The sequence below is a fragment of the Pantoea sp. CFCC18179 genome (assembly GCF_059412405.1).
The window spans coordinates 60,488-82,301 of record NZ_JBNBPM010000013.1 but is presented as its reverse complement, the minus strand read 5'-3'; the positions used below and the strand labels follow the sequence as shown (position 1 = coordinate 82,301).

Genomic DNA, 21,814 nt, shown 5'->3' with positions numbered 1-21,814 from the left:
GTTGTTCTGCTCTACCAGTGGCAGCAACTCATCGTTGCCACGCCTTTCCACTTCCTCGCTCATTTTCTGCGCCATCTCACATCCATCTTCTTGCACTCACTCCCGCTCTCATGTCAAATAGCGCCCTCGCAATCGATTGCGCGCATGTTTCGTGCATTTACTGCGATTAAAAGCATCAGGGTACGTGAATTTCACGTTTCAAAACGTCATCCTTTGCGTCGCGGCTGGGTTGGAAAGCCTGCGCCATGATTGGCAGCCATGCGGTGGCTGCATTTTGACAAGTTTGCAATTCTGGAGAGACAGATGGACAACTCACAAACCGGTACGCTTGGCAGCGTTGAAACGGATGCCAAAGGTTGGCGTAAGAGCGATACCGTGTGGATGCTGGGGCTGTATGGCACGGCGATTGGTGCAGGCGTGCTGTTCTTACCGATCAACGCGGGCGCAGGCGGTTTGATTCCGCTGATCATCATGGCGATTCTTGCCTTCCCAATGACCTACTATGCACACCGCGCGCTGACGCGTTTTGTGTTATCCGGCAAAAATCCCGGCGAAGACATTACCGAAGTGGTGGAAGAACACTTTGGTGTCGGCGCAGGCAAGATCATCACGTTACTCTATTTCTTCGCCATCTACCCGATCCTGCTGATGTACAGCGTGGCGATTACCAACACCGTTGATAGCTTTATCGTGCATCAACTGGGCCTGGTGTCGCCGCCTCGCGTATTGCTGTCGCTGATTCTGATCATCGGCATGATGACAGTGGTGCGCTTTGGTGAGCAGATGATTGTGAAAGCCATGAGCGTGCTGGTATTCCCGTTCGTGGCGGTATTGATGTTGCTGGCGGCCTATCTGGTGCCGCACTGGCACGGCGCGGCGCTGGAAACCTTGTCCTTCAGCCAAAGCATTAACGGCAGCGGTATCTGGATGACCTTGTGGCTGGCGATTCCGGTGATGGTGTTCTCCTTCAACCACTCGCCGATCATCTCTTCGTTTGCCGTCGCCAAGCGCAACGAATATGGCGCAGGCGCGGAGAAGAAGTGCTCACGCATTCTGGCAAATGCCCATCTGTTGATGGTGGTGACGGTGATGTTCTTTGTGTTTAGCTGCGTGCTGAGCCTGTCGCCTGCCGATTTGCAGGCAGCAAAAGATCAAAACATCACCATTCTGTCGTATCTCGCCAACCACTTTAATGTGCCGATGATTGCGTGGATGGGGCCGATTGTGGCGATGGTCGCGATTACGAAATCCTTCCTCGGTCACTATCTTGGTGCGCGCGAAGGCTTTAACGGCATTGTGGTGAAGTCGCTGCGCAGCCGCGGCAAAACCGTCACGCCGCAGCGTCTGAATCGTCTGACCACCGGCTTTATGCTGCTGACCACCTGGTTAGTTGCGACGCTGAATCCAAGTATTTTGGGGATGATTGAAACCCTCGGCGGGCCGATTATAGCGATGATTCTGTTCCTGATGCCGATGTACGCCATTCAGAAAGTGCCGGCGATGCGTCAGTACAGCGGCAAAATCAGCAACGTGTTTGTGGTGCTGATTGGTGTGCTGGCGATTTCGTCGATTGCGTATTCGTTGGTGAATTAAGACCAAAGGCGGTCCACATGGGCCGCCCTTGATTCATTACACCGCGGCGGTTTTAAACACGCTCATCGATTGAGCCAAACGATCGGCCTGTTCCTGCAACGCCTGCGAGGCCGCTGACGCTTCCTGCACTAACGCGGCGTTCTGCTGCGTCACCGCTTCCATCTGGGTAATTGCCAGATTGATCTCGCTGATGCCACTACTCTGTTCGCTGCTGGCGATGGTGATTTCACTCATGATATCCGCCACGCTTTTCACGCTGTTAACCACTTCACCAATGGTGGAACCGGCGTGCGTCACCAGACGGCTACCTTCATCCACTTGCGCCACGGAATCTTCAATCAGCACTTTAATCTCTTTCGCGGCTGAAGCTGAACGCGCCGCCAGATTACGCACTTCCGTTGCCACCACGGCAAAGCCGCGACCTTGTTCACCGGCACGCGCGGCTTCAACGGCGGCGTTAAGCGAAAGAATGTTGGTCTGGAAGGCAATGGAATCGATCACGCTGATAATATCGACGATCTTCTTCGATGACAGCGTAATCGCTTCCATCTTCTCGATCACCTGTTCCATCACCGCGCCGCCTTGCTTGGCGACATTCGAGGTATTGGCGACCAGCTGATTGGCTTCACGCGCGTTTTCGGCGTTGTGCTTCACGGTGGCGGTCATCTGTTCCATCGCAGAGGCGGTTTCTTCCAGTGAACTGGCTTGCTGCTCGGTACGTGAAGAGAGATCGATGTTGCCGCTGGAGATCTGATTCGACGCCACCGCGATGGTATCGGAACCGGCGCGCACGTCGGAAACAATGGTCAACAGATTGTCGTTCATCGCCTGCAAGGCTTGCATCAATTTGGCGGTTTCATCGTTGCCGCTCACTTCAATGTGCGAGCTAAGATCGCCCGCCGCCACTTTACCGGCAATTTCTACCGCGCTATTTAATGGACGTACAATCGAGCGCGTTAACATAAAGCCCAACACAATCGAGGCGGCAATCGCCAGCGCTGAGAAGATCAAGGTGATCTCAATCGCTGAAGAACCGTTTTCGATGATTTTCGCGCCTTCCTGCTCTAGCTGCGCAGACTGCGAGTTGGCGAAGGCGATGGCGCTATCAAGGAAGGCATTCTGTGTGGCGGTAATCGTCTGCAAAACATAGGCGCTGGCTTCATCGGCCTTGCCGGCACGGACTAACTCCAGCAACTGGTTCTTCTCGCTTTCAAACTTGTCGCTGGCGGCCAGCAAGCCGGCAATTTTCTTTTTACCAATTTCCGTCACCTGCACCGCTTTGATTTTGTTCATCGCGTTATTGGTGTGCTGAGTGGCTTCGTCTAATTGCTGGTAACGCTTCACGTTATATTGCGGGCGATTGGTATCGATCACGATGCCGCGCATGTATTTGATTTGATCGTTCACGCCATCGCGCACGTCAAAGCCGAGGCGCACTTTCATATAGCGATCTTCGACAATCGAAGTGATGCCGGTTTTGATGTTGTTGATTTTGGTAATCGACGTCACGCCGACGATGATCAGTAGTGCCACCACTAAACCAAAGGCGATGCCCAAGCGGACGCCAACCTTCATATTCTTTAAGCTCAACATTGTTTCTCCCCGTGATGCCAAATTAAGTTGTTTTCAAGACGGAAAAGCAGACAAAAGTGCCTGCATCAGGTTGATGTTTTATAAGGTTAAAATGGTTACGCAGCGTGACGAATTGATGATGGCCGCGCCGGAACCAGCGCTAACAGTTATCGGTTGTTAATGTTTGATCTTTAATTTTTTAGAGGTGGGTCACAGAAAGGTTAAAAACGTTAATTTATCCGTTTTTAGGTGGGCGCATAAATGTACAGGCGGATCTAAAGGTCACCATAAATGGCGACCCTACAAGTGAAAGGAGAGGTTTTGTAAGGTCGCCATTTATGGTGACCCGGGAAGGGAATTAACGATTCTTCTTCAAAACATTATGAATAACTGTGCTCAGTTCATTGATTTCGAACTTGGCAACATAGCCGTCGGCACCGACTTTACGCACGTGATCTTCGTTGGCGCTGCCGGAGAGAGAAGAGTGAATCACCACCGGAATCTGGCGCAGATTGTTATCGCGCTTAATGTTGCGCGTTAAGGTAAAGCCATCCATTTCCGGCATTTCGAGATCGGTCAGCACCAGCGCGATTTTGTCGTGGATCGATTCGCCATTAGCGGCCGCTTCTTTCTGCATCTCGTTAATCTTGATCCACGCTTCCAAACCGGTGTTGTGCATGATCGCCGGGATGCCCATGCTCTTCAGGCCTTGTTCCAGCAACTGGCGCGCCACTTTGGAATCTTCCGCCACAATCGCTACCTGGCCCGGCTTGAGATTGAAGTCTTTAGCGGTTTCAGCACTTGGCTCTACGCCGCGCACTGAGGGAATGATGTCATACAGAATCTGCTCTACGTCCAGCACCATCGCCAGGTTGTTGCTCTGACCATCGGTATCCAGACAGGCGATGCTGGTGATGTTGCGGCTGCCAATGCCCGCTTCAGCGGTGTGCACCTGATTCCAGTCCAGACGCACAATGTTCTCGACCGATTCCACTGCAAACGCCTGCGTGCTGCGCGCGTATTCGGTCACCAACAGCAGATTCAGGCCAGTTTCCGGTTTGCAGCCGGTGACCGCAGGCAGATCGATTACTGGAATAAACTGACCACGAATGCTGGCCATGCCCAACAGTGGCGATTGCATACCTGCTGCGCGGGTGATGGTTGGCATTGGCACGATTTCACGCAACTTAAATACGTTGATACCGTACAGCTCAGATTTGCCTTTCAGCTGATCGGAACCCAGTCGGAACAACAGCAGTTCGAATTTATTGGAAAGCGCAAGGTTGGCGCGTTCATCGATCTCTTTCTGAAAATTATCCATCATGGCCTCGAAGTGGAATCTGGGCAGGGAAAAGGGGCAATGATTAACTTATCGGCAGGTGCGGAAAAAAATGAAGGGAGATAACGGAAATTTTAGCGTGAGGGCAGGCGCCCCCACGCCGAGACAGTTTACTTCAGCAAAATCGCGCGCACGCTTTTGCCTTTGATCTTGCCTTCTTTCAGCTTGATCAACGCTTTCTTGGCTTGCGCCGCATCGATAGCGACATAAGCATGGGTGGCTGTCATGTCGATCTTACCGATCTGATCGCCACTGAATCCGGCTTCACCGGTTAGCGCGCCGAGAATGTCGCCAGGGCGGATTTTGGCTTTACGGCCGCCATCAATGCACAACGTCATTTTCGTGGCGGGCAGCGGCTTGGCGGTGACACCTTTCAGCGTGCTGGCGGAAACCCAGTTGAGTTTTTGCTGTAAATACTCTTCCAGCGCATTGGCGCGCACCATTTCGTCGGAGGCCACGAAACTCACCGCCAGACCTTTTTCCCCGGCGCGACCAGTACGGCCGATACGGTGAATGTGTACTTCCGGATCCCACGCCAGTTGGAAGTTAACCACCAACGCCAGCGATTTGATATCCAGGCCGCGCGCAGCGACATCGGTAGCGATCAGCACGCGAATGCTGCCGTTCGCGAAGCGAATCAGCACGCGTTCACGATCGCGTTGTTCTAGATCGCCGTGCAGCGCTAAGGCGCTAATTTGACGCTCGTTCAGCGCTTCAGCAATATCATCACATTCACGTTTGGTGTTACAGAACACCACGCAAGAGGCCGGTTGCTCCTGGCTCAGCAGCGCACTGAGCAGGCTATGGCGCTCTTTGGCGCTGGCTTCAATAAACTGCTGTTCGATGGTTGGCAGCTCGGTTTTATCTTCGGTCGCTACCGCTAATGCATCGCGCTGAAAACGCTGGCTCAGGCTGGCGATGGTGTCCGGCCAGGTAGCGGAGAACAGCAGCGTTTGGCGGGTTTCTGGCGTGAAGCCAATGATCGCTTCCATATCATCACGGAAACCCATCTCCAGCATGCGATCCGCTTCGTCCAGCACCAGCGTTTGCAGCTGGCTGAGATCGAGGTTGTCGCGCTTGAGGTGATCGAGCAAACGGCCCGGCGTACCCACCACGATGTGTGGCGCGTGCACCAGCGAATCACGCTGCGCGCTCATCGGTTGTCCGCCGCACAGCGTCAGAATTTTAATGTTGCGCGTGAAGCGGGCCAGTTGGCGCAGCACGTTGCTGACCTGATCGGCCAGTTCGCGCGTTGGGCACAGAATCAGCGCTTGCGTATGGAATTGGCTGTTGTCGATGCGGTTCAGCAGACCAATACCAAAAGCGGCGGTTTTGCCGCTGCCGGTTTTCGCCTGCGCACGCACATCGCGCCCTTCCAGAATAGTGGGCAGGGAAGCGGCCTGAATCGGCGTCATTGCGTCGAAACCCATCTCGCGCAGGTTATCGAGTTGGCTGGCGGGCAGTTGCGTCAGGGTAGAAAAAGCAGTCACGGGAATGTCTCTAATAGCGGGAAGGATTGCGGCGGTCAGTCTGGCAGAAAGGGCGATAATCGGCAATCGCAAATCATGGATTTAGTCACGCAGCTAAACTGATCAGCTTTGCGTAGGAATTGACTTATTAGTGACCAATAAATGATGCGAAATTTTAATGATTTTTCTGAATTGCGTGGTGGATCAATGCTGCCGGTGAAGGTTATTTTTATCGGAAAATTTGGTAATTAGTTAAAAACTAGCGCCTTTTGTTAGGGTTTAACGACATTTTTTGCACAGATTGCGCTTATGTGTCACTGAGTAAGGTTAAAAATGGCATTAAAAGTTAGCGGCGAATTGCTTTATATTTGGCGCGCCATTTGGCGAACTAACGAAGCACAAAAACATTCAGAGGTCATTTCATTGAGTCATTACGTCCAGGGACAAAACGAAGACATTCTGAAAATCGTCGGCCGCGCCGTGTTAACGCTGCATCTGCATGGGGAAACTTTGTCGTCAGATAAAGTCAGCTCCATGATTGCCTGTTACGCGGAAGAAGAGCCTGTCAGTGACGATGAAAACCAGCGTTTGTATGCGCTGGCGATTCAGATGTTGTCGTAAAATCCAGCACCCGCATGATGCGCTTGCCGCATCAGCGTTTACGTTCATAAAGCCTCCGACATGGAGGCTTTTTTGTTTCGTGGTCACCATAAATGGCGACCCTACGGTTTGGCGCAGTTTTTGTAGGGTCGCCATTTATGGTGACCGCCATACAAAAAAATCGGGCGCTAAACACCGGCAATCCGCGATGGAATGTGGCGCGCACCGGGGAAATACGTGCCACGGCTTCGGCAGAACAGCTGGCCTCAACCAACATCATGCTGGCTTCATCCTGCACTTTCGGCCATTGGCGTTCGCCCTGATTCGACAACGGCAAAATCCCGCCGGTGGCGATATGCAGCGCACGGCTTAATCCGAACTCATCAGAACCGCGATACAGCTGCGCATACAAATTGGCTTTTTCCAGCATGCTGCCAGTACCAAACGGCGACCAATGATCGATCACGCTGTCGGTGCCGGTCATTACCGTGATGCCTGCCGCCTGCAACTGCGGCAACGGCATGGTCAATTTGCCAATCGGAATGGTCGATGCCACGCTCATCTGCTGTTCCGCCATGCCCGCAATCATCTGATCCAGCGCTTTGCCTTCCAGCGTGCCAAGGGCAAAACCGTGGCTCAGCGTCACTTTGCCTTTCAGTTGCGGATTTTTCGCGATGGTATCGATCATGTATTGAATCGCTGCCACGCCCGAAGGCGAGGTTTCGTGTAGATGAATATCCACGCCGCGCTGGAAATCGAGTGCGATTTGGAACATCGCATCCAGTGACGCCTGCATTGCGCCATCAACGTTGGTCGGGTCCAATCCGCCGACGTACTGCACACCCATTTGCATCGCTTCACGCATCAAACCATCGACCTTCGAATGCAGCAAACCGTGCTGTGGGAAGGCGACGATTTCACACGGGAATTCCGGATGATCCGCCAACGCGAGCTTAAGGTGCTCAAGGCTTTTCAGGCCGCTCACCGGATCGATATTGCAGTGGCTGCGCGCTTCGGTGGTGCCTTTGCTGTGCAGCAAGCCAATGATCGCTTCGGCGCGCGCCTGCGAAGTGGGTAACAGTTGCGGGATCAGCACCTGTTCACGCGCAATCATATCCATGATGGTTTTGCCCTGACGCGGACGCGGCGCTTGCCACGGGCCGCCGTAGAAGGTTTTGTCCAGATGGATATGCATATCGCGGGTGCGCGGCAGCAGCAGGGCGCCGTTGGCATCCCATTGTGGCAACGCGGCGTTACGCGCTTTGCCGGCCGCATCAATCGCTGCAAAGCGGCCGTCTTTAAGGGTGATGTCGTACAGCGCGGTGCGCGTCGCGATCACCTCGTTGCCATCACGCTCAAAGCCTTCTTCGAGGCGCACGTTGAGCAGTTGGTAATGGGCAACGCGCGGCGGTGGCGTGTGTGGCTGAGTGTTGTCAGCTAACAACGGCGAGCTCTGTCCGGCATGGCTGATGCCGGCGGCGATCAGACCGCCCGCAGCGGTTAAGGTGAGAAAGTCGCGACGGCTGGGAGAAGTGAGTTGCATCAGAGGTTCCAATCAAGTGAAAAGCCTAATCTGGCAAAACCGCTCGGTTTACGCTGCGATATTTCCCACTGGTTACTATTGGGAAAATCACTGCCATGCCAAACCGCAAAACTTTACCAGCGCGGCGGCGAGCGCTTGTTGCAATTCATCCTGTGGTGAGCGGCAAAACAGTGCCAGTTCAAAATGATTGATGTTCGGTAAACCGTCGGCTTCGCTTAATACGCGATGCTCTGGCAAGCGGCAACTGGCGGGCAGCAGCGTTAAACCCAAACCGGCGGCGCTGGCGCTGGCGAGGGCCACCAAACTGGCGCTGCTGTAGCTGATGCGCCAACTGCGCCCCAGATTATCCAGCGTTAGCGCCATCTCTTCGCGATATAAACCCAACTGCGGAAACACCACCAGCGGCACCGGCGTTTGCTCAAAACAGGGATGCGCGGCGCTGTCGAGCCACAGCAGCGGTTCCGGGCGCGAGGCTAAAGGCCGCTCGCCGCCGGGCTGCTTGATCAGCATGATATCCAGCTCCTCGCGCTGCCACGCACGATGCAGATCGACATACATGCCGCTCATCACATCAAGGCGCAATTGTGGATGCTGGCGGCTGAACTCGGCCAGCAAACCGGCGGTCGGCGCGGCAAAATCTTCCGGCACGCCAAGGCGCAAAATGCCATCGCGCCATTTATCACTCAACACGTCGTGCGCTTCGCCATTTAGGGCGATAATTCTACGTGCGTAGCCGAGCAGTTTTTCCCCCTCTTCGGTCAGCGCCACCTGATGCGAAGTGCGTTCCAGCAGCGCTTTGCCGATCATCTCTTCCAGGCGGCGAACTTGCTGACTTACGGTGGATTGCGAAAGGTGCACGCGGTCGGCGGCGCGGGTGAAGCTGGCGGTTTCGCACACCGCAACAAAGCTCAACAGTTGCTGCGGGGTGAACATCGGCTGACGATTCATTTTTCCACTGGTCGCTATGGTGTTATTTCATTTCCAAATAGTAACCGCTGCTGCGATGCTGACAATCTCTTTTCTGCAGGATTGTGTATGAACCGACATTCCAACGGACTGACGCTCGCCGCCTTAGTGCTGGCCGGGCTGAATATGCGTCCGTTACTCACTTCTATTAGCCCGTTGCTCGGCCAGTTGCGCCAGGCGATGGGGCTTTCTGCGCTGGCGGCGTCGCTGCTGCCTGCGGTGCCGATGGTGATGATGGGCGCGATTGCTTTACTTAGCGCCTCGTTGATGCAGCGTGTGCCGCTGCAACGCTTGCTGTTGGCGGGATTGACGCTGCTGTTGCTGGCGCTGGCGGCACGCGGCGTGATTCACGATGGTCAATGGTTAGTGATCAGCGCGCTATTTGGCGGCTTGGGCGTTGGCGTGGTGCAGATGGCGATGCCGGGTTTGATTCGCCAACGCTTTGCCCAACGCAGTGCGCCGATCACCGGCTTGTGGGCGGGCGCGCTGATGGGCGGTGGCGGTCTGGGCGCGGCGCTGTCGCCGTGGCTGAGTGCGCAGGTGGGCTGGACGCTGGCGCTAGCCGGTTGGGCGCTGCCGGTGTTGCTGGCAATCGGTTTATGGTTGCTGGTGCGTGTGCCGCTGGCGGCTAAAGCGGAAAGCATCGTCGTGCCGCCACTGTGGCGCAAGTCGCGTGCCTGGACATTAGCCATCAGCTTCGGTCTGGTGAATGGCGGCTACGCTACCTGCGTGGCCTGGCTGCCGGATGCCTATCACCATCTCGGTTGGTCGGCGCAGGCGGGTGGATCGCTGCTCGGCGCGATGATTTTGTGTCAGGTAGCAGGCGCGCTGTTGATGCCGCTGCTGGCGCGCAAAGCCGATCGTCGACCGCAGCTGATCATTAGCTTGCTGTGCCAGTTGATCGGCATGAGCGGTTTCCTGTTCGCGCCGTTGTTGGCGCCGTGGCTGTGGGCAGCCATTGCTGGTTTTGGCTTGGGTGCGGCGTTCCCGCTGTCGATGGTGCTGGCGCTCGATCATCTGCCACATCCGCAAGCCGGGGCGCGGCTGGTGGCGTTTATGCAAGGTGCGGGTTTTATCATCGCGGGCTGCATGCCGTTTATCGCCGGACAATTGCAGGCCTTCACCCACAGTTATTCCAGCGTCTGGCTGATGCAAGCCACGGTGACGGTTGGGTTGATCCTGCTGAACTTACGTTTCCATCCACGCAGTTATGGTCGCGCCTTTGGCTGAATTGGTCCTACCACCCTCCTGAAATGTTGCCGCATCGTCACATAACACGAAAAATCACACCAGCTTCGTTGCTTTAGATTAACAATGCATTAACTATCTGGAGCCAGAAAGCCCGGCGCGCTAAATGTGGTCCTACCAATTTGGCGCAGAACAGGGCAAAGCGGCGGCGCACACCTGCATCAGCCGATGCGCCGCACCCTTCTGGTCACCTCTGGAGTAAACGGCATGCAGGTATGGCAACAAAACTACGATCCGCTCAACAATTTGTGGCTCTCCAGCCTGGTGGCGGTGATCCCGATTGTGTTTTTCTTCTTCGCACTGATTAAGCTCAAGCTCAAAGGCTATCAAGCGGGCACCGCAACGGTGGTGATTGCGCTGCTGGTGGCGCTGTTTCTCTACGGCATGCCGCTGGGACAAGCGCTGGCCTCGGTGGTGTACGGCTTCTTATACGGCTTGTGGCCGATTGCATGGATCATCGTCGCGGCCGTTTTCGTCTACAAAATCTCGGTGAAAACCGGCCAGTTCGACATCATTCGCGCCTCGATTCTGACCATAACCCCGGATCAACGTTTGCAGATGCTGATTGTCGGCTTCTGCTTCGGCGCGTTCCTTGAAGGCGCGGCGGGCTTTGGTGCGCCGGTGGCGATCACCGCTGCGCTGCTGGTGGGTCTCGGCTTTAATCCGCTGTATGCCGCAGGACTGTGTTTGATCGTTAACACCGCGCCGGTGGCGTTTGGTGCAATGGGCATTCCGATTATCGTCGCCGGGCAAGTCACCGGACTCGATAGCTTCCAGATTGGTCAGATGGCGGGCCGCCAGTTGCCGTTCCTCACCATGATCGTGCTGTTCTGGATCATGGCGATCATGGACGGCTGGCGCGGCGTGAAAGAGACGTGGCCAGCAGTGATGGTTGCCGGTGGATCTTTTGCTATCGCCCAATTCCTCAGCTCCAACTTCCTCGGCCCGGAACTACCGGACATCATCTCCTCACTGGTGTCGTTAGTATGTTTGACGCTGTTCCTGCGTCGCTGGCAGCCGGTACGCATCTTCCGTTTTGAGCAGACCAACAGCGACGAAACCCAGACGCAGCCCCGTTACAGCCTGGGACAAATCGTGCGCGCGTGGATGCCGTTCCTGTTCCTCACCGCTACTGTAACTTTGTGGAGCATTCCGCCATTCAAAGCGCTGTTCGCCAAAGGCGGCGCGATGTACGACTGGGTATTCACCGTGCCGGTGCCGCTGCTGAATGAGCTGGTGGCGCGTATGCCGCCGGTGGTGAATGCGGCGACGCCGTATCCGGCGCTATTCAAGTTTGATGTGTTATCGGCGACCGGTACCGCAATTCTGCTGGCGGCGGTGCTGTCGGTGATTTGGCTGCGCATGAAGCCGAAAGCGGCGATTCAAACCTTCGGCGAAACCCTGAAAGAGCTGGCGCTGCCGATCTACTCCATCGGCATGGTGCTGGCGTTTGCCTTTATCTCCAACTATTCCGGTTTGTCGGCTACGCTGGCGTTAGCGCTGGCGCATACTGGCAATGCCTTTACCTTCTTCTCGCCGTTCCTTGGCTGGCTTGGCGTATTCCTTACCGGTTCTGACACCTCTTCCAATGCGCTGTTTGCTGCGCTGCAAGCCACTACCGCACAGCAAATTGGTGTATCGGATGTGCTGCTGGTGGCAGCCAATACTACCGGCGGCGTCACCGGCAAGATGATTTCGCCGCAGTCGATTGCCATTGCCTGCGCCGCCGTTGGCCTAGTGGGCAAAGAGTCGGATCTGTTCCGTTTCACCGTCAAACATAGCCTGATCTTCACCTGTATGGTCGGCGTGATCACCACGCTTCAGGCCTATGTCTTAACCTGGATGATTCCATGACTGAAAACACGCTGCGGGCGCGCTTGTGCGCCTGGATCACCGAGCATCAGCTTGAACCCGGCATGCGTTTGCCCTCTGAGCGCGCACTGGCGGCGGAATTTGCCGTGTCGCGTTCATCGCTACGCGAAGCGATCCAGCAATTAATCAGCAGCGGCGTGTTAATCAGTAAACGGGGTGGCGGCACCTGGCTGCGTCAGCCGCAGGAGCCGTGGTCGGAACAACGCATTGTCGAGCCGATCCGCCAGTTGCTGGCCGCCGATCCCGATTATCGTTATGACATTCTCGAAGCGCGCCATGCCATTGAAGCCAGCACCGCGTGGCACGCGGCGTTGCGTGCCACCGAATCCGATAAAGAGCGGTTGCGCTATGCCTTTGATGCGCTGCTGAAGATGAATGAAAGCGACGATCCGGATCTGGCGGCGCAGGCCGACTTGCGCTTCCATCTGGCCATCGCTGAAGCCTCGCACAACGTGGTGCTGCTGCAAACCATGCGCGGCTTTTTCGATCTGTTGCAATCCTCCGTGCTGCACAGCCGCCAGCGCATGTACACCCAACCGGTGATCTTCAATCGCCTCAATGAACAGCATCAGGCGATGTTTGATGCGGTGATGGCGGGCGATGCCGAAGCCGCTCGTCAGGCGGCGATGGATCACCTCGGTTTTGTTCACACCACCATGAAAACTCTGCATGAAGATGAGGCACGCCAGGCGCGCATAACGCGCTTGCCGGGCCACGATTTACCTCAGCATAAGGAAAAAAACGGATGATCATTTCTGCTGCCAGTGACTATCGCGCCGCGGCGCAACGCATCTTGCCACCGTTCCTGTTTCACTATCTGGATGGCGGCGCGTATGCCGAGCACACGCTGAAGCGCAATGTCTCCGATCTCTCTGATGTGGCGCTGCGTCAGCGCGTGCTAAAAAACATGTCGGAACTCAGCCTTGAGACCAAACTGTTCAACGAAACCTTGTCGATGCCGGTGGCGCTGGCACCGGTCGGTTTGTGCGGCATGTACGCGCGCCGTGGTGAAGTGCAGGCGGCACGTGCGGCGGCGTTGAAGGGCATTCCGTTTACGCTCTCTACCGTTTCATTGTGTCCGATTGAAGAGGTCGCGCCGGCGATCAATCGTCCGATGTGGTTCCAGCTGTATGTGCTGCGCGATCGCGGTTTTATGCGCAATGCGCTGGAACGCGCCAAAGCCGCCGGATGCACCACGCTGGTGTTCACCGTCGATATGCCAACGCCGGGCGCACGCTATCGCGATGCGCACTCCGGTATGAGTGGGCCGAATGCGGCAATGCGCCGTTATTGGCAGGCGGCAACCCATCCACAATGGGCGTGGGATGTGGGTTTGCATGGCCGTCCGCACGATCTCGGCAATATCTCAACCTATCTCGGCAAACCGACCGGACTGGAAGATTACATCGGCTGGCTGGCGAACAACTTCGATCCGTCGATTTCCTGGAAGGATCTGGAATGGATTCGTGAATTCTGGGATGGCCCGATGGTGATCAAAGGCATTCTCGACGCGGAAGATGCGCGTGATGCGGTGCGTTTTGGTGCCGATGGCATTGTGGTGTCGAATCACGGCGGACGTCAGTTGGATGGCGTGCTCTCTTCAGCGCGTGCGCTGCCTGCCATCGCCGATGCGGTGAAAGGTGATATCACCATTCTGGCCGACAGCGGCATTCGCAGCGGTTTGGACGTGGTGCGCATGATCGCCTTGGGTGCCGACAGCGTGCTGCTGGGCCGCGCATTTGTCTATGCGCTGGCGACGCACGGCCAACGCGGCGTCGAGAATTTGCTCAATCTGATTGAGAAAGAGATGAAAGTGGCGATGACCTTAACCGGTGCGAAATCGATCAAAGAGATCACGCAAGACTCGCTGGTGCAGGCTAACGCGCTGTTGAGCGAGGCGGGATTGAGTCCGGCGCGTCCACGCGCGGTGAGCTAATCCGGCAAGATGAGTGGTGTTGTCTATACTGAGTAGCTGTCGTACACAACAGGAGGAATGACATGACCATTCATAAGAAAGGATCGGCCCATTGGGAAGGCGACATTAAAGGGAAAGGCACCGTTAGCACCGAAAGTGGTGTGCTGAGCCAGCAGCCTTACGGCTTCAATACCCGTTTCGAAGGGCAGAAGGGCACCAATCCGGAAGAGTTAATTGGTGCGGCGCATGCGGCCTGCTTCTCGATGGCGCTGTCACTGATGCTTGGCAATGCAGGTCATCCGCCAACAAGCATCGATACCACTGCGGATGTGTCGCTCGATAAAAAGGGCGAAGGTTTTGCCATTACCAAAATTGCACTGACCAGCACCATCGCTTTGCCCGGCATTGATAAGGCGAAATTCGATGAGATTATCCAGCAGGCCAAAGCGGGCTGCCCGGTTTCTCAGGTACTCAATGCCGAAATCACGCTCGACTATACGCTGAATAATTAATCGCCCTTGCGGGTGAGCAGCGCTAGAATCAACGGTGCGCCTTAGGGCGCATCGTTGCTTTCTGTCGTCTGGAGGATGCGTGGCAAAAAAACTGGCTGCAACCAAACACTGGAAAATGATTGTGGTGCTGTTGTGTATCTGCGGTGCGTTGATGCTGATTCGTTGGGCGGCGATGATATGGGGCTGAAGGATTGGTTTTGGCGTCACAAGCTCGGCGTGTTGGTGATGGTGATTTTAGTGTTGGAGCTACTGCACTATTTGCTCACCGCCTCTTGGTTACCGTGGCAGTTGGGCTAATCAATCAGGCGTAATGATTATCTTGCTGGCGAACGTTACGCACGCTGCTGCGCGCAATGCGATAAGCCTTACGTGGATCGCCCGCCACAAACTCAAAGGTGGGGGAAAAGTAAAACGGTAGCCAGCCTTCAAAGCCGCTTTCCCATTCCCAGCGAACCGGGCAGGGCCAGATGATACCGTCATACAAAATGTAATAAACCCAGCGTCCGTTTGGACGACGGGGGCGAGCTTTTTTCATTGGATTCACAACGGTGATAGTGAAAAGCAGCTTATATTTTGAACGCTACAACCTATTCTTGCAATGCCGTTTGGCTAAATATTGCGCGACTGTAATAAAACTGGCACCGAATTAACGGTGCACTTCGCCACAAAGCAGGACCACATTGGGCCGGACTTTGTGGATGCGATCGGCCATCTGCTCGCACACCGCTTTGGTGGGATAGATACGTTCCGATACCGGCAACGCGTCACAGGCATCATGTCCACACGCGCTCACTAACAAAACAAAACCAATCAGCATAATCAGACTCCTTTAACACCTTCGCGTTGGTACGGAATGTGTGGCTGGTTGTTCCCTTTTTTTGATCCAGTATAGCTAAACGCGTCAGGATGCAATTATCACCCCGAGCGGCTTTGTTGTCCGGCAGGCGAGATTATACGCAACGCCATACGCAACGGCAGCTTAATCTGCGCTAAACTGTGCGGCCCTGATAAAAATGATGAGTGAGATAACCATGTCGAATGAAATTGCCCAGCCAGCCAGCAACCCAAAACAAGCCGCTCTGCAATTGGTGATTGAGCTGGTGCGCGCCGGCAAACTCAGCCCGCTGCACGGTGATGCGTCTAACATGATTTCCATCTACGAGCAGTTCAAAAACCATTTCGAAGCGGAAAAAGAGTAATTTCCCGCCAGCGGTCGCCGAAAACGGCGACCCTACACGATTTCTTCATTTGCATGCTCGCGATCATAGGCAGCTTGCGCCTTCTCAAGCGTTGGACCATGTTCCAGCGCCCAATCATACAGTGCGACAAACGGCTGTTGCAGCGTTTGCGCCAGCGGCGTCAGGCTGTACTCCACGCCGATGGGGGATGTCGGCAACACTTCTCGATTGACCAAACCATTACGCTCTAACCGCTTCAAGGCATCAGCCAAGGCTTTATGGGTAATGCCATCTAATCGACGGCGAATTTCATTGAAGCGAGATGGCTTAGTACAGAGCACGGTGAGAATTAATATCGACCATTTATTGGTAATGTGCTCCAGCACCGGTCGGGTTTTTCCCACATCTCTCAAGCTGTTACCGTCAATATTGGCCATGGCGATATACTCCGCGATATCTGGTATAAATAAAGTGCGTAATTGATACTAAATATAAAATATATACCATCGGTTTTCTACCTCAACCGGAGAGAGCAGATGAGCAGACTGGAAAATAAAGTGGCCGTGGTATTAGGCGGCGCAAAAGGTATTGGTTTGGCAATCAGCCAACGTTTTGCCTATGAAGGCGCTACAACGTGGTTTACCTCGCGTCGCGATGAAGAGTTACAGGCGGCCAGCAGCACAATAATCGGTAGTACTAGACCACTGCGTGCGGACGTCAGCCAACCAAGCGAACTCATGCGTATCATGCAAACGGTAGAGCAGGAATCTGCTCAACTGGATGTATTGGTGATCAACGCGGGAATGTCAGAGCACGCGCCCCTTGAAGACATCACCGAAGAGCATTTTGAACAGATCTTTGGGCTTAATGTGCGTTCGCCGTTGTTTGCGTTACAAGCCGCGTTGCCACTGCTAAAGCCAGGTGCCAGCGTGGTATTGATTGGTTCGATTGCGGATGTAATCGGTACGCCGGGTTATGGCGTCTATAGCGCCAGTAAAGCTGCATTGCGTTCGTTTGCGCGCACCTGGACACGCGAACTTGCGACGCGCGGCATTCGCGTTAACGTGGTTGCTCCGGGTCCCATCGATACAGACATGATGTTGGCTGCTTCTGATGAGGTGAGGAATGGCTTAACACAGGCTATCCCTTTAAGCCGCATGGGCAAACCGGAAGAAGTTGCCAATGCCGCACTGTTCCTTGCCAGTGATGAGAGCAGTTATATTGCGGGCGCTGAGATCTGCGTGGATGGCGGTTTAACGCAAGTCTAATCAGTTGAATCAGACAACACGGCCATCATTAGATGGCTGTGTTTAGCATCAGGCGAAATACCACGCTGGCAGAATCGCAATCAGGTTATTCAGCGTGTGCAGGAAAATTGGCAGCGCGAGGCTGTTACTGCGCAGGCGCGCATAGCAAAGCAGCAGGGAAAATAGCGTTAACGCCACTAACGTTTCCCAATGCACATATTGCGTGTGCATCGCGGCGAACAGCAGCGAAGTGAGCAGCATGCAGGCAAAACGGCTTTTCGGTGCCCACAGCAGAAAACCTTGTAGCAAGAATCCGCGGAATAACACCTCTTCAAACACCGGCGCTAACAATACCGCCGTCAGCAGCAAAATCAGCATCGAATTGCGGCCCTGCTGCGATTGCGCAATCAGCCAGCCTTCCGGTTGCAAAAACTGCGTCTGCGCCACCATCAAAGCAAACAACAACGCGATAAACAGCAGCGCTTGCAGCGGGCGCACATAGCCCAGCGGAATATCGCTACGGCGTTGACAATAAAAACGGTACAGCGGATAGATCACCGCAAACTCAACCAGGCATAGCACCGGCATCAGCAAGCCATTACTCATCAGTACGCTGTAGTTGGGAAACAGCGTAACCAGCATGGTGACAAGGTAATAGGCCACAAAGCTACCAACGTAGAACAGCGTTAACGTAACTTTGTCGGATTGGGTGTCCATAGGCGACTCAGCGGGCAGAGGAGAGCGCATAGTAGCAATGCCGATCAGCGCTGTCGAGTTGGCGTGTTGCACATTTGCGCTGCTCAAATATTCCACCATTAAGACTAAATCTGCGGCGCAGTGCGCCGATAACCATTCAAACCCTTACAGGGTGGAGATGGCGGATGATGCGCCCTCATCCGCCTATTTTTGCTGCCTGTCTTTCGCGAGCATTGCGCATGAATTCTGAGTATCACCGGCACGCGGCACTCCCCGCCAGGGCCAATATGGAAGCACACACGGTTCGGGTGACGCGACGCAGTTTACGCACCTTAACCTCGCTGCTGTTTGGTGTTTTGCTGCTGTCGGTAGTGATGGTGCTGGTTATCGCTCATCGCCAAAATCGTGAATCAATTCAGCAAGATGCCAATCTGATGCACCATGCATGGCAGCAACAGCAGCAAGAGATGCTGGTTGATGCACGCGATTATGCCAACTGGGGCGAAGCCTGGAAAAACCTGCATTTAACCGTGAATAAAGTCTGGGCGTGGAACGAAGAGAACTTCGGGCCGGGACTGTACAAGGAGTATCACTACGACGGCGTATTCGTGGTCGATGGCAGCGGCAAAACGCGTTATGCGGTGGTGAATGGCAAACTCTCGGATGCCTCGCTGGAGAGCTGGCTAGGCGCGCAAAGTACACTTTTACTGAACACCGCCCGCACCTTACACGATGCTGTCGCCCGCAATGCGTTGATTGAAAACAATGCCGCCATTCTGGTCGCCGCACCGATTACGCCGGGCAAAGTTCCGGATTTACCCACCATGCCCGGTCCGGCTTCGGTGATGGTGTTCGTGAATATTTTCACGCCCAATAAGCTTGAGGCGCTGGGTAAATCACTGAATGTGATTGAGCCGCGTCTGGCCCGCGGTTTTAACGATGCGTTGTTTGAGCCGCGCCTGGTTGAAGCGGCGTTACAAGGTGAGCCGCTGGTGATTCGCTGGCAACCGAAAGATCCCGGTTTTGGCGTGATTTGGCTGATGATGCCGCTGCTGCTTTTTACCGCATTGGCGGTGGCGCTGGTGACGCGTCGCGTGCAGCGTCATGCGCTGCACAATGCGGTGATCTCCGATCGACGTTTTGAAATGCTGGCGATTAGCCAACGTGAATTAGCCAATAGCGAGGAGCGTTTCCGCGATCTGGCGGAAGCGGCATCGGACTGGATCTGGGAAATCGACGATCACGGTCGCCTGTGCTATCTCTCGTCGCGCTTTGCGGCGGTAACCGGACATGAAGTCAAAAGCTGGATCGGGCGTCCGCTCGATCAGTTGCTCAGCCATCCCAGTCATTCGCTGGTGTCGTGGCTGATGCGCCAGGGCGAAGAGGTGCAGCACGTGCCGTTGCGCTGCCAATTTATGTCGGCGAACGGCGAGCGGCGCATTGGGCAATTGATGGCGAAAGCGATTCGCCGCAACGGCTTACGCAGTGGTTTTCGCGGCACGGTATCGGATATCACCCACGAAGTGGATGCCGAAGCGCGTATCCAATTCTTGTCGCGTCACGACATGCTGACCGGCTTAGCGAACCGCATCCAGTTACAGGAGTATCTCACCGCCTATCTGGAAAACCTGCGCGATGACGATCCGCTATTTGTTATTAGCTTCGATCTCGATCAGTTCAAACCGATCAACGATACGTGGGGCCACGCAGTCGGCGATGAAGTGCTGAATGAAGTATCGAAACGACTGAAAAGCCTGTTAGCACCGCATGAACTGGCGGCGCGACTCGGCGGCGATGCCTTTATTTTGCTGCTGCGTGAAAGTTCGCGCGCGGGCGTGGAGTATCGCTGTCGCGCGCTGCAACGCATCATTTATGAGCCGATTTATAGCGGTTCACATCAGATCAATCTAACCGCCAGCATGGGCATCGTTTCTGCGCCGCAGGATGCCACGCAACCGGAAGCGCTGCTGCGATTGGCAGACATTGCGCTGGCACAAGCACGCAGCGCCGGGCGCGATCAATGGGTGTGGTATTCCACCGATATGGCCAACCATTTGCAGTCGAAACGCGACATGGTGCAAGCGATTGAACAGGCGCTTATCGATCACGCTTTTACGCTGCACTATCAGCCGCGTTATCAGCTGCAAAATGGGCAACTGGCGGGCGCGGAAGCACTGATTCGCTGGCAAGTCGCCGACAACCAATGGATCACGCCGGATCGCTTTATTCCGCTGGCGGAGGAAAACGGTTTGATCGCCGCGATCAGCGATTGGGTGCTGATGCGTGCCTGCCTCGATGCGCGCGATTGGGGCGAACAGCGTTATGTTTCCGTCAACATTTCGCCGGTTGAGTTTCGTAACCACGATTTGGTGCAGCGCGTGGCGCATGCATTAGAGGTCAGCGGATTACCGGCGACGCAGTTGGAGTTGGAAATCACCGAAAACGTCACTTTTGAGAATCCGGATCGTGCACTGGAGATCATGCAAGGCCTGCGTGCGCTGGGCGTGCGGCTGACGGTGGATGATTTTGGTACCGGTTATGCGGCGCTCGGCTACCTCAAAACCTTCCCGTTCAACGGCTTGAAGATTGATCGTTCGTGGATGAAGGAGTTTCCGGAATCAAAACAGGCGCAATCGGTGGTGGCGGGAATTGTCGGCTTGGCGCGTGCTTTTGCTTTGACCATCACCGCAGAAGGCATCGAAACCGACGCGCAATTGCAGGAGCTGAAAGCGCTGTCATGCGAAGAAGGGCAGGGCTATTTTCTTGGCCGCCCGATGCCGTTAGCCGCGTTTAATGCCCGGCTGCGCGAGGAATCGTAGGGTCGCCATTTATGGTGACCACCTTCAATAACGCTGCATTAATGCGAGTGAGATCGCGCTTTTAAGTCAAATTTCGCGACCAATCTGCTATTTAAATTTTCGCTTCACGGTCACGCTTTGCTACTCTCAAAAACCGGTTGTCTATTAATCCAGGAGGAGAAACTCGTGACCCATTATGGAAAAGCGCTACTGGTAACGGCATTTTTTGCCCTCACCGCTTGCCAGTCCGCCAGCAAACCCGACGCCACTGCGGCGGCCAGCCCCGATTCGGAAAACGATCAGTGCGGCGCATCGCAATACCAAAACTACGTTGGTCAGCCGCTGTCCACGCTCGATAGCAAACGCTTTGCGGTGCCAGTGCGTGCCATTCCGTGGAACTCTGCCGTGACCATGGATTTCAATCTGCGTCGGATTAATTTCGCGGCAGATCAAAGCGGTAAAATTTCGCGCGTTTACTGCGGATAACACGAAACAGACACAGCATTGTCATCGCGCTGTCACAGCGCCGGGCGAGGATAATCACGCACTACGGAGATTTCCTCGTCACTCTCGAATATGCAATGCTCGTCTTGTTTCTTCCCGCTTCGGCGGGAATTTTTTTATCTTTCGGCAGCAAGACCGATTGAGGAGTGATGATGAGAAACACCAACAAATTACTGCTATTAGCGATGTTGCTCAGCCCGCTGGCGCAAGCGTCCAGCGAAGCGGCGTGGCAGCAAAACGATAAAAACATGCAGCAAAACTGCCTGAAGGCCAGCGGCCTGAAGAGCGTCAAAGTGGTGGGTAAGCCGATTCAGTATGACGACAGCGTGGGATTTGATGCGCTGCTGCTGGAAGGGCGCTATCCGCAAAAGCACATGAAGAATCAGGTCGGACGCGAACTCTGCCTGTATCAACGTCAAAGCGGCAAAGCCTTTGTCAGCGAAGCCGACCATCTGCGCGCGGTAAAATAAGCGCAAGGGCCGCTACTTTTGCGGCCCGGATTCCAGTAATTGCGCCAGCAGATTGCGATAGCTTTGCAACTGCTGCTCATCGCCAACAAACTCCAGTTTATTGATCACCCGCGCAATGATCGCTTTGCTGGTGGCGGGCTGCCCGTCGTCCATCAGCTCGCGCATGATCGCCGCCAGTAAATCGCTCTCATGCGGTGCATGCCAGGCGGGGCTGTTGAAGTAGTCGGTTATCGCCCGACTGGCGCTGTTTGGCTGGGTTCTCATAGCTGACCTCCGCAGAGACAACAATGCA

At 55.0% G+C, this 21,814-nt stretch carries 22 protein-coding genes and 1 pseudogene; 13 read left to right on the top strand and 10 right to left on the bottom strand.

Features of this window, described 5'->3' with window-relative positions:
- Nucleotides 1-303: 303 nt before the first annotated feature.
- A complete protein-coding gene (locus ACPUC7_RS19985; RefSeq protein ID WP_343554093.1) occupies nucleotides 304-1,593 on the top strand; it encodes an HAAAP family serine/threonine permease in 1,290 nt (429 codons plus the stop codon).
- 36 nt (nucleotides 1,594-1,629) lie between these two features.
- Here the strand turns inward: ACPUC7_RS19985 and ACPUC7_RS19980 are convergent, their stop codons facing one another.
- The 3 genes from ACPUC7_RS19980 to dbpA form a co-directional block, all read right to left on the bottom strand.
- Nucleotides 1,630-3,186, bottom strand: coding sequence for a methyl-accepting chemotaxis protein (locus ACPUC7_RS19980; RefSeq protein WP_494924203.1), 1,557 nt, complete (start codon nucleotides 3,184-3,186; stop codon nucleotides 1,630-1,632).
- Nucleotides 3,187-3,523: 337 nt separating this feature from the next.
- The gene (locus ACPUC7_RS19975; protein ID WP_494924224.1) at nucleotides 3,524-4,486 is read right to left on the bottom strand and encodes a chemotaxis protein; all 963 of its coding nucleotides are present in this window, start codon (nucleotides 4,484-4,486) and stop codon (nucleotides 3,524-3,526) included.
- Between the two features lie 128 nt (nucleotides 4,487-4,614).
- Entirely contained in the window at nucleotides 4,615-5,994 is a 1,380-nt protein-coding gene (dbpA, locus tag ACPUC7_RS19970) for an ATP-dependent RNA helicase DbpA (protein WP_494924202.1), read from the bottom strand.
- Between the two features lie 312 nt (nucleotides 5,995-6,306).
- On the opposite strand from dbpA, the gene ACPUC7_RS19965 reads away from it, so the two are divergent.
- Entirely contained in the window at nucleotides 6,307-6,594 is a 288-nt protein-coding gene (locus ACPUC7_RS19965) for a hypothetical protein (protein WP_494924201.1), read from the top strand.
- Nucleotides 6,595-6,760: 166 nt separating this feature from the next.
- Here the strand turns inward: ACPUC7_RS19965 and ACPUC7_RS19960 are convergent.
- Both ACPUC7_RS19960 and ACPUC7_RS19955 read right to left on the bottom strand, forming a co-directional pair.
- A pseudogene (locus ACPUC7_RS19960) lies at nucleotides 6,761-8,116 on the bottom strand (amidohydrolase family protein); the annotation flags it as partial.
- 87 nt (nucleotides 8,117-8,203) lie between these two features.
- Nucleotides 8,204-9,064 (bottom strand): LysR family transcriptional regulator, encoded by an 861-nt coding sequence (locus ACPUC7_RS19955; RefSeq protein ID WP_494924200.1) that lies wholly within the window; start codon nucleotides 9,062-9,064, stop codon nucleotides 8,204-8,206.
- An 87-nt stretch (nucleotides 9,065-9,151) separates the two neighbouring features.
- On the opposite strand from ACPUC7_RS19955, the gene ACPUC7_RS19950 reads away from it, so the two are divergent.
- From ACPUC7_RS19950 to yniD, 6 genes are all read left to right on the top strand, one after another.
- The gene (locus ACPUC7_RS19950; protein WP_494924199.1) at nucleotides 9,152-10,312 is read left to right on the top strand and encodes a cyanate transporter; all 1,161 of its coding nucleotides are present in this window, start codon (nucleotides 9,152-9,154) and stop codon (nucleotides 10,310-10,312) included.
- Nucleotides 10,313-10,537: 225 nt separating this feature from the next.
- On the top strand, nucleotides 10,538-12,184 hold the full coding sequence (lldP, locus tag ACPUC7_RS19945) for an L-lactate permease (RefSeq protein ID WP_494924198.1): 1,647 nt from the start codon (nucleotides 10,538-10,540) through the stop codon (nucleotides 12,182-12,184).
- Nucleotides 12,181-12,951, top strand: coding sequence for a transcriptional regulator LldR (gene lldR, locus ACPUC7_RS19940; protein ID WP_494924197.1), 771 nt, complete (start codon nucleotides 12,181-12,183; stop codon nucleotides 12,949-12,951). The genes lldP and lldR overlap by 4 nt, the downstream gene beginning before the upstream one ends.
- Complete coding sequence (lldD, locus tag ACPUC7_RS19935) at nucleotides 12,948-14,138, top strand: FMN-dependent L-lactate dehydrogenase LldD (RefSeq protein WP_343554084.1); 1,191 nt, start codon at nucleotides 12,948-12,950, stop codon at nucleotides 14,136-14,138. Before lldR ends, lldD begins: the two co-directional genes overlap by 4 nt.
- 62 nt (nucleotides 14,139-14,200) lie before the next feature.
- Nucleotides 14,201-14,629: an OsmC family protein gene (locus ACPUC7_RS19930; protein ID WP_494924196.1), complete on the top strand. Its 429-nt coding sequence runs from the start codon at nucleotides 14,201-14,203 to the stop codon at nucleotides 14,627-14,629.
- A gap of 79 nt (nucleotides 14,630-14,708) precedes the next feature.
- A complete protein-coding gene (yniD, locus tag ACPUC7_RS19925; RefSeq protein ID WP_021507251.1) occupies nucleotides 14,709-14,816 on the top strand; it encodes a small membrane protein YniD in 108 nt (35 codons plus the stop codon).
- A gap of 114 nt (nucleotides 14,817-14,930) precedes the next feature.
- Here yniD and ACPUC7_RS19920 read toward each other — a convergent pair whose 3' ends face one another.
- Together ACPUC7_RS19920 and ACPUC7_RS19915 are read right to left on the bottom strand one after the other, a co-directional pair.
- Nucleotides 14,931-15,164, bottom strand: coding sequence for a hypothetical protein (locus ACPUC7_RS19920; RefSeq protein WP_343554082.1), 234 nt, complete (start codon nucleotides 15,162-15,164; stop codon nucleotides 14,931-14,933).
- 111 nt (nucleotides 15,165-15,275) lie between these two features.
- Nucleotides 15,276-15,446, bottom strand: a complete 171-nt coding sequence (locus ACPUC7_RS19915; RefSeq protein ID WP_343554081.1) for a hypothetical protein — start codon at nucleotides 15,444-15,446, stop codon at nucleotides 15,276-15,278.
- A gap of 214 nt (nucleotides 15,447-15,660) precedes the next feature.
- Here ACPUC7_RS19915 and ACPUC7_RS19910 point away from each other — a divergent pair, with 214 nt between their 5' ends.
- Nucleotides 15,661-15,828: a hypothetical protein gene (locus ACPUC7_RS19910; protein ID WP_196761358.1), complete on the top strand. Its 168-nt coding sequence runs from the start codon at nucleotides 15,661-15,663 to the stop codon at nucleotides 15,826-15,828.
- 32 nt (nucleotides 15,829-15,860) lie between these two features.
- Here ACPUC7_RS19910 and ACPUC7_RS19905 read toward each other — a convergent pair whose 3' ends face one another.
- Entirely contained in the window at nucleotides 15,861-16,244 is a 384-nt protein-coding gene (locus ACPUC7_RS19905; RefSeq protein ID WP_494924195.1) for a winged helix-turn-helix transcriptional regulator, read from the bottom strand.
- 99 nt (nucleotides 16,245-16,343) lie between these two features.
- Here ACPUC7_RS19905 and ACPUC7_RS19900 point away from each other — a divergent pair, with 99 nt between their 5' ends.
- On the top strand, nucleotides 16,344-17,075 hold the full coding sequence (locus ACPUC7_RS19900; protein WP_494924194.1) for an SDR family NAD(P)-dependent oxidoreductase: 732 nt from the start codon (nucleotides 16,344-16,346) through the stop codon (nucleotides 17,073-17,075).
- 48 nt (nucleotides 17,076-17,123) lie between these two features.
- Here the strand turns inward: ACPUC7_RS19900 and ACPUC7_RS19895 are convergent, their stop codons facing one another.
- On the bottom strand, nucleotides 17,124-17,771 hold the full coding sequence (locus tag ACPUC7_RS19895) for a CPBP family intramembrane glutamic endopeptidase (RefSeq protein ID WP_494924193.1): 648 nt from the start codon (nucleotides 17,769-17,771) through the stop codon (nucleotides 17,124-17,126).
- A 218-nt stretch (nucleotides 17,772-17,989) separates the two neighbouring features.
- On the opposite strand from ACPUC7_RS19895, the gene ACPUC7_RS19890 reads away from it, so the two are divergent.
- From ACPUC7_RS19890 to ACPUC7_RS19880, 3 genes are all read left to right on the top strand, one after another.
- Nucleotides 17,990-20,569, top strand: coding sequence for a bifunctional diguanylate cyclase/phosphodiesterase (locus tag ACPUC7_RS19890; protein ID WP_494924192.1), 2,580 nt, complete (start codon nucleotides 17,990-17,992; stop codon nucleotides 20,567-20,569).
- A 165-nt stretch (nucleotides 20,570-20,734) separates the two neighbouring features.
- Entirely contained in the window at nucleotides 20,735-21,034 is a 300-nt protein-coding gene (locus ACPUC7_RS19885) for an I78 family peptidase inhibitor (RefSeq protein ID WP_494924191.1), read from the top strand.
- Between the two features lie 170 nt (nucleotides 21,035-21,204).
- Nucleotides 21,205-21,522 carry a hypothetical protein gene (locus ACPUC7_RS19880; protein WP_494924223.1) on the top strand — a complete coding sequence of 106 codons (318 nt, stop codon included), beginning with the start codon at nucleotides 21,205-21,207 and terminating at the stop codon, nucleotides 21,520-21,522.
- A gap of 12 nt (nucleotides 21,523-21,534) precedes the next feature.
- On the opposite strand, the gene ACPUC7_RS19875 is transcribed toward ACPUC7_RS19880, so the two are convergent.
- Nucleotides 21,535-21,786 (bottom strand): biofilm development regulator YmgB/AriR family protein, encoded by a 252-nt coding sequence (locus tag ACPUC7_RS19875; RefSeq protein ID WP_343553606.1) that lies wholly within the window; start codon nucleotides 21,784-21,786, stop codon nucleotides 21,535-21,537.
- Between the last annotated feature and the right edge of the window lie 28 nt (nucleotides 21,787-21,814).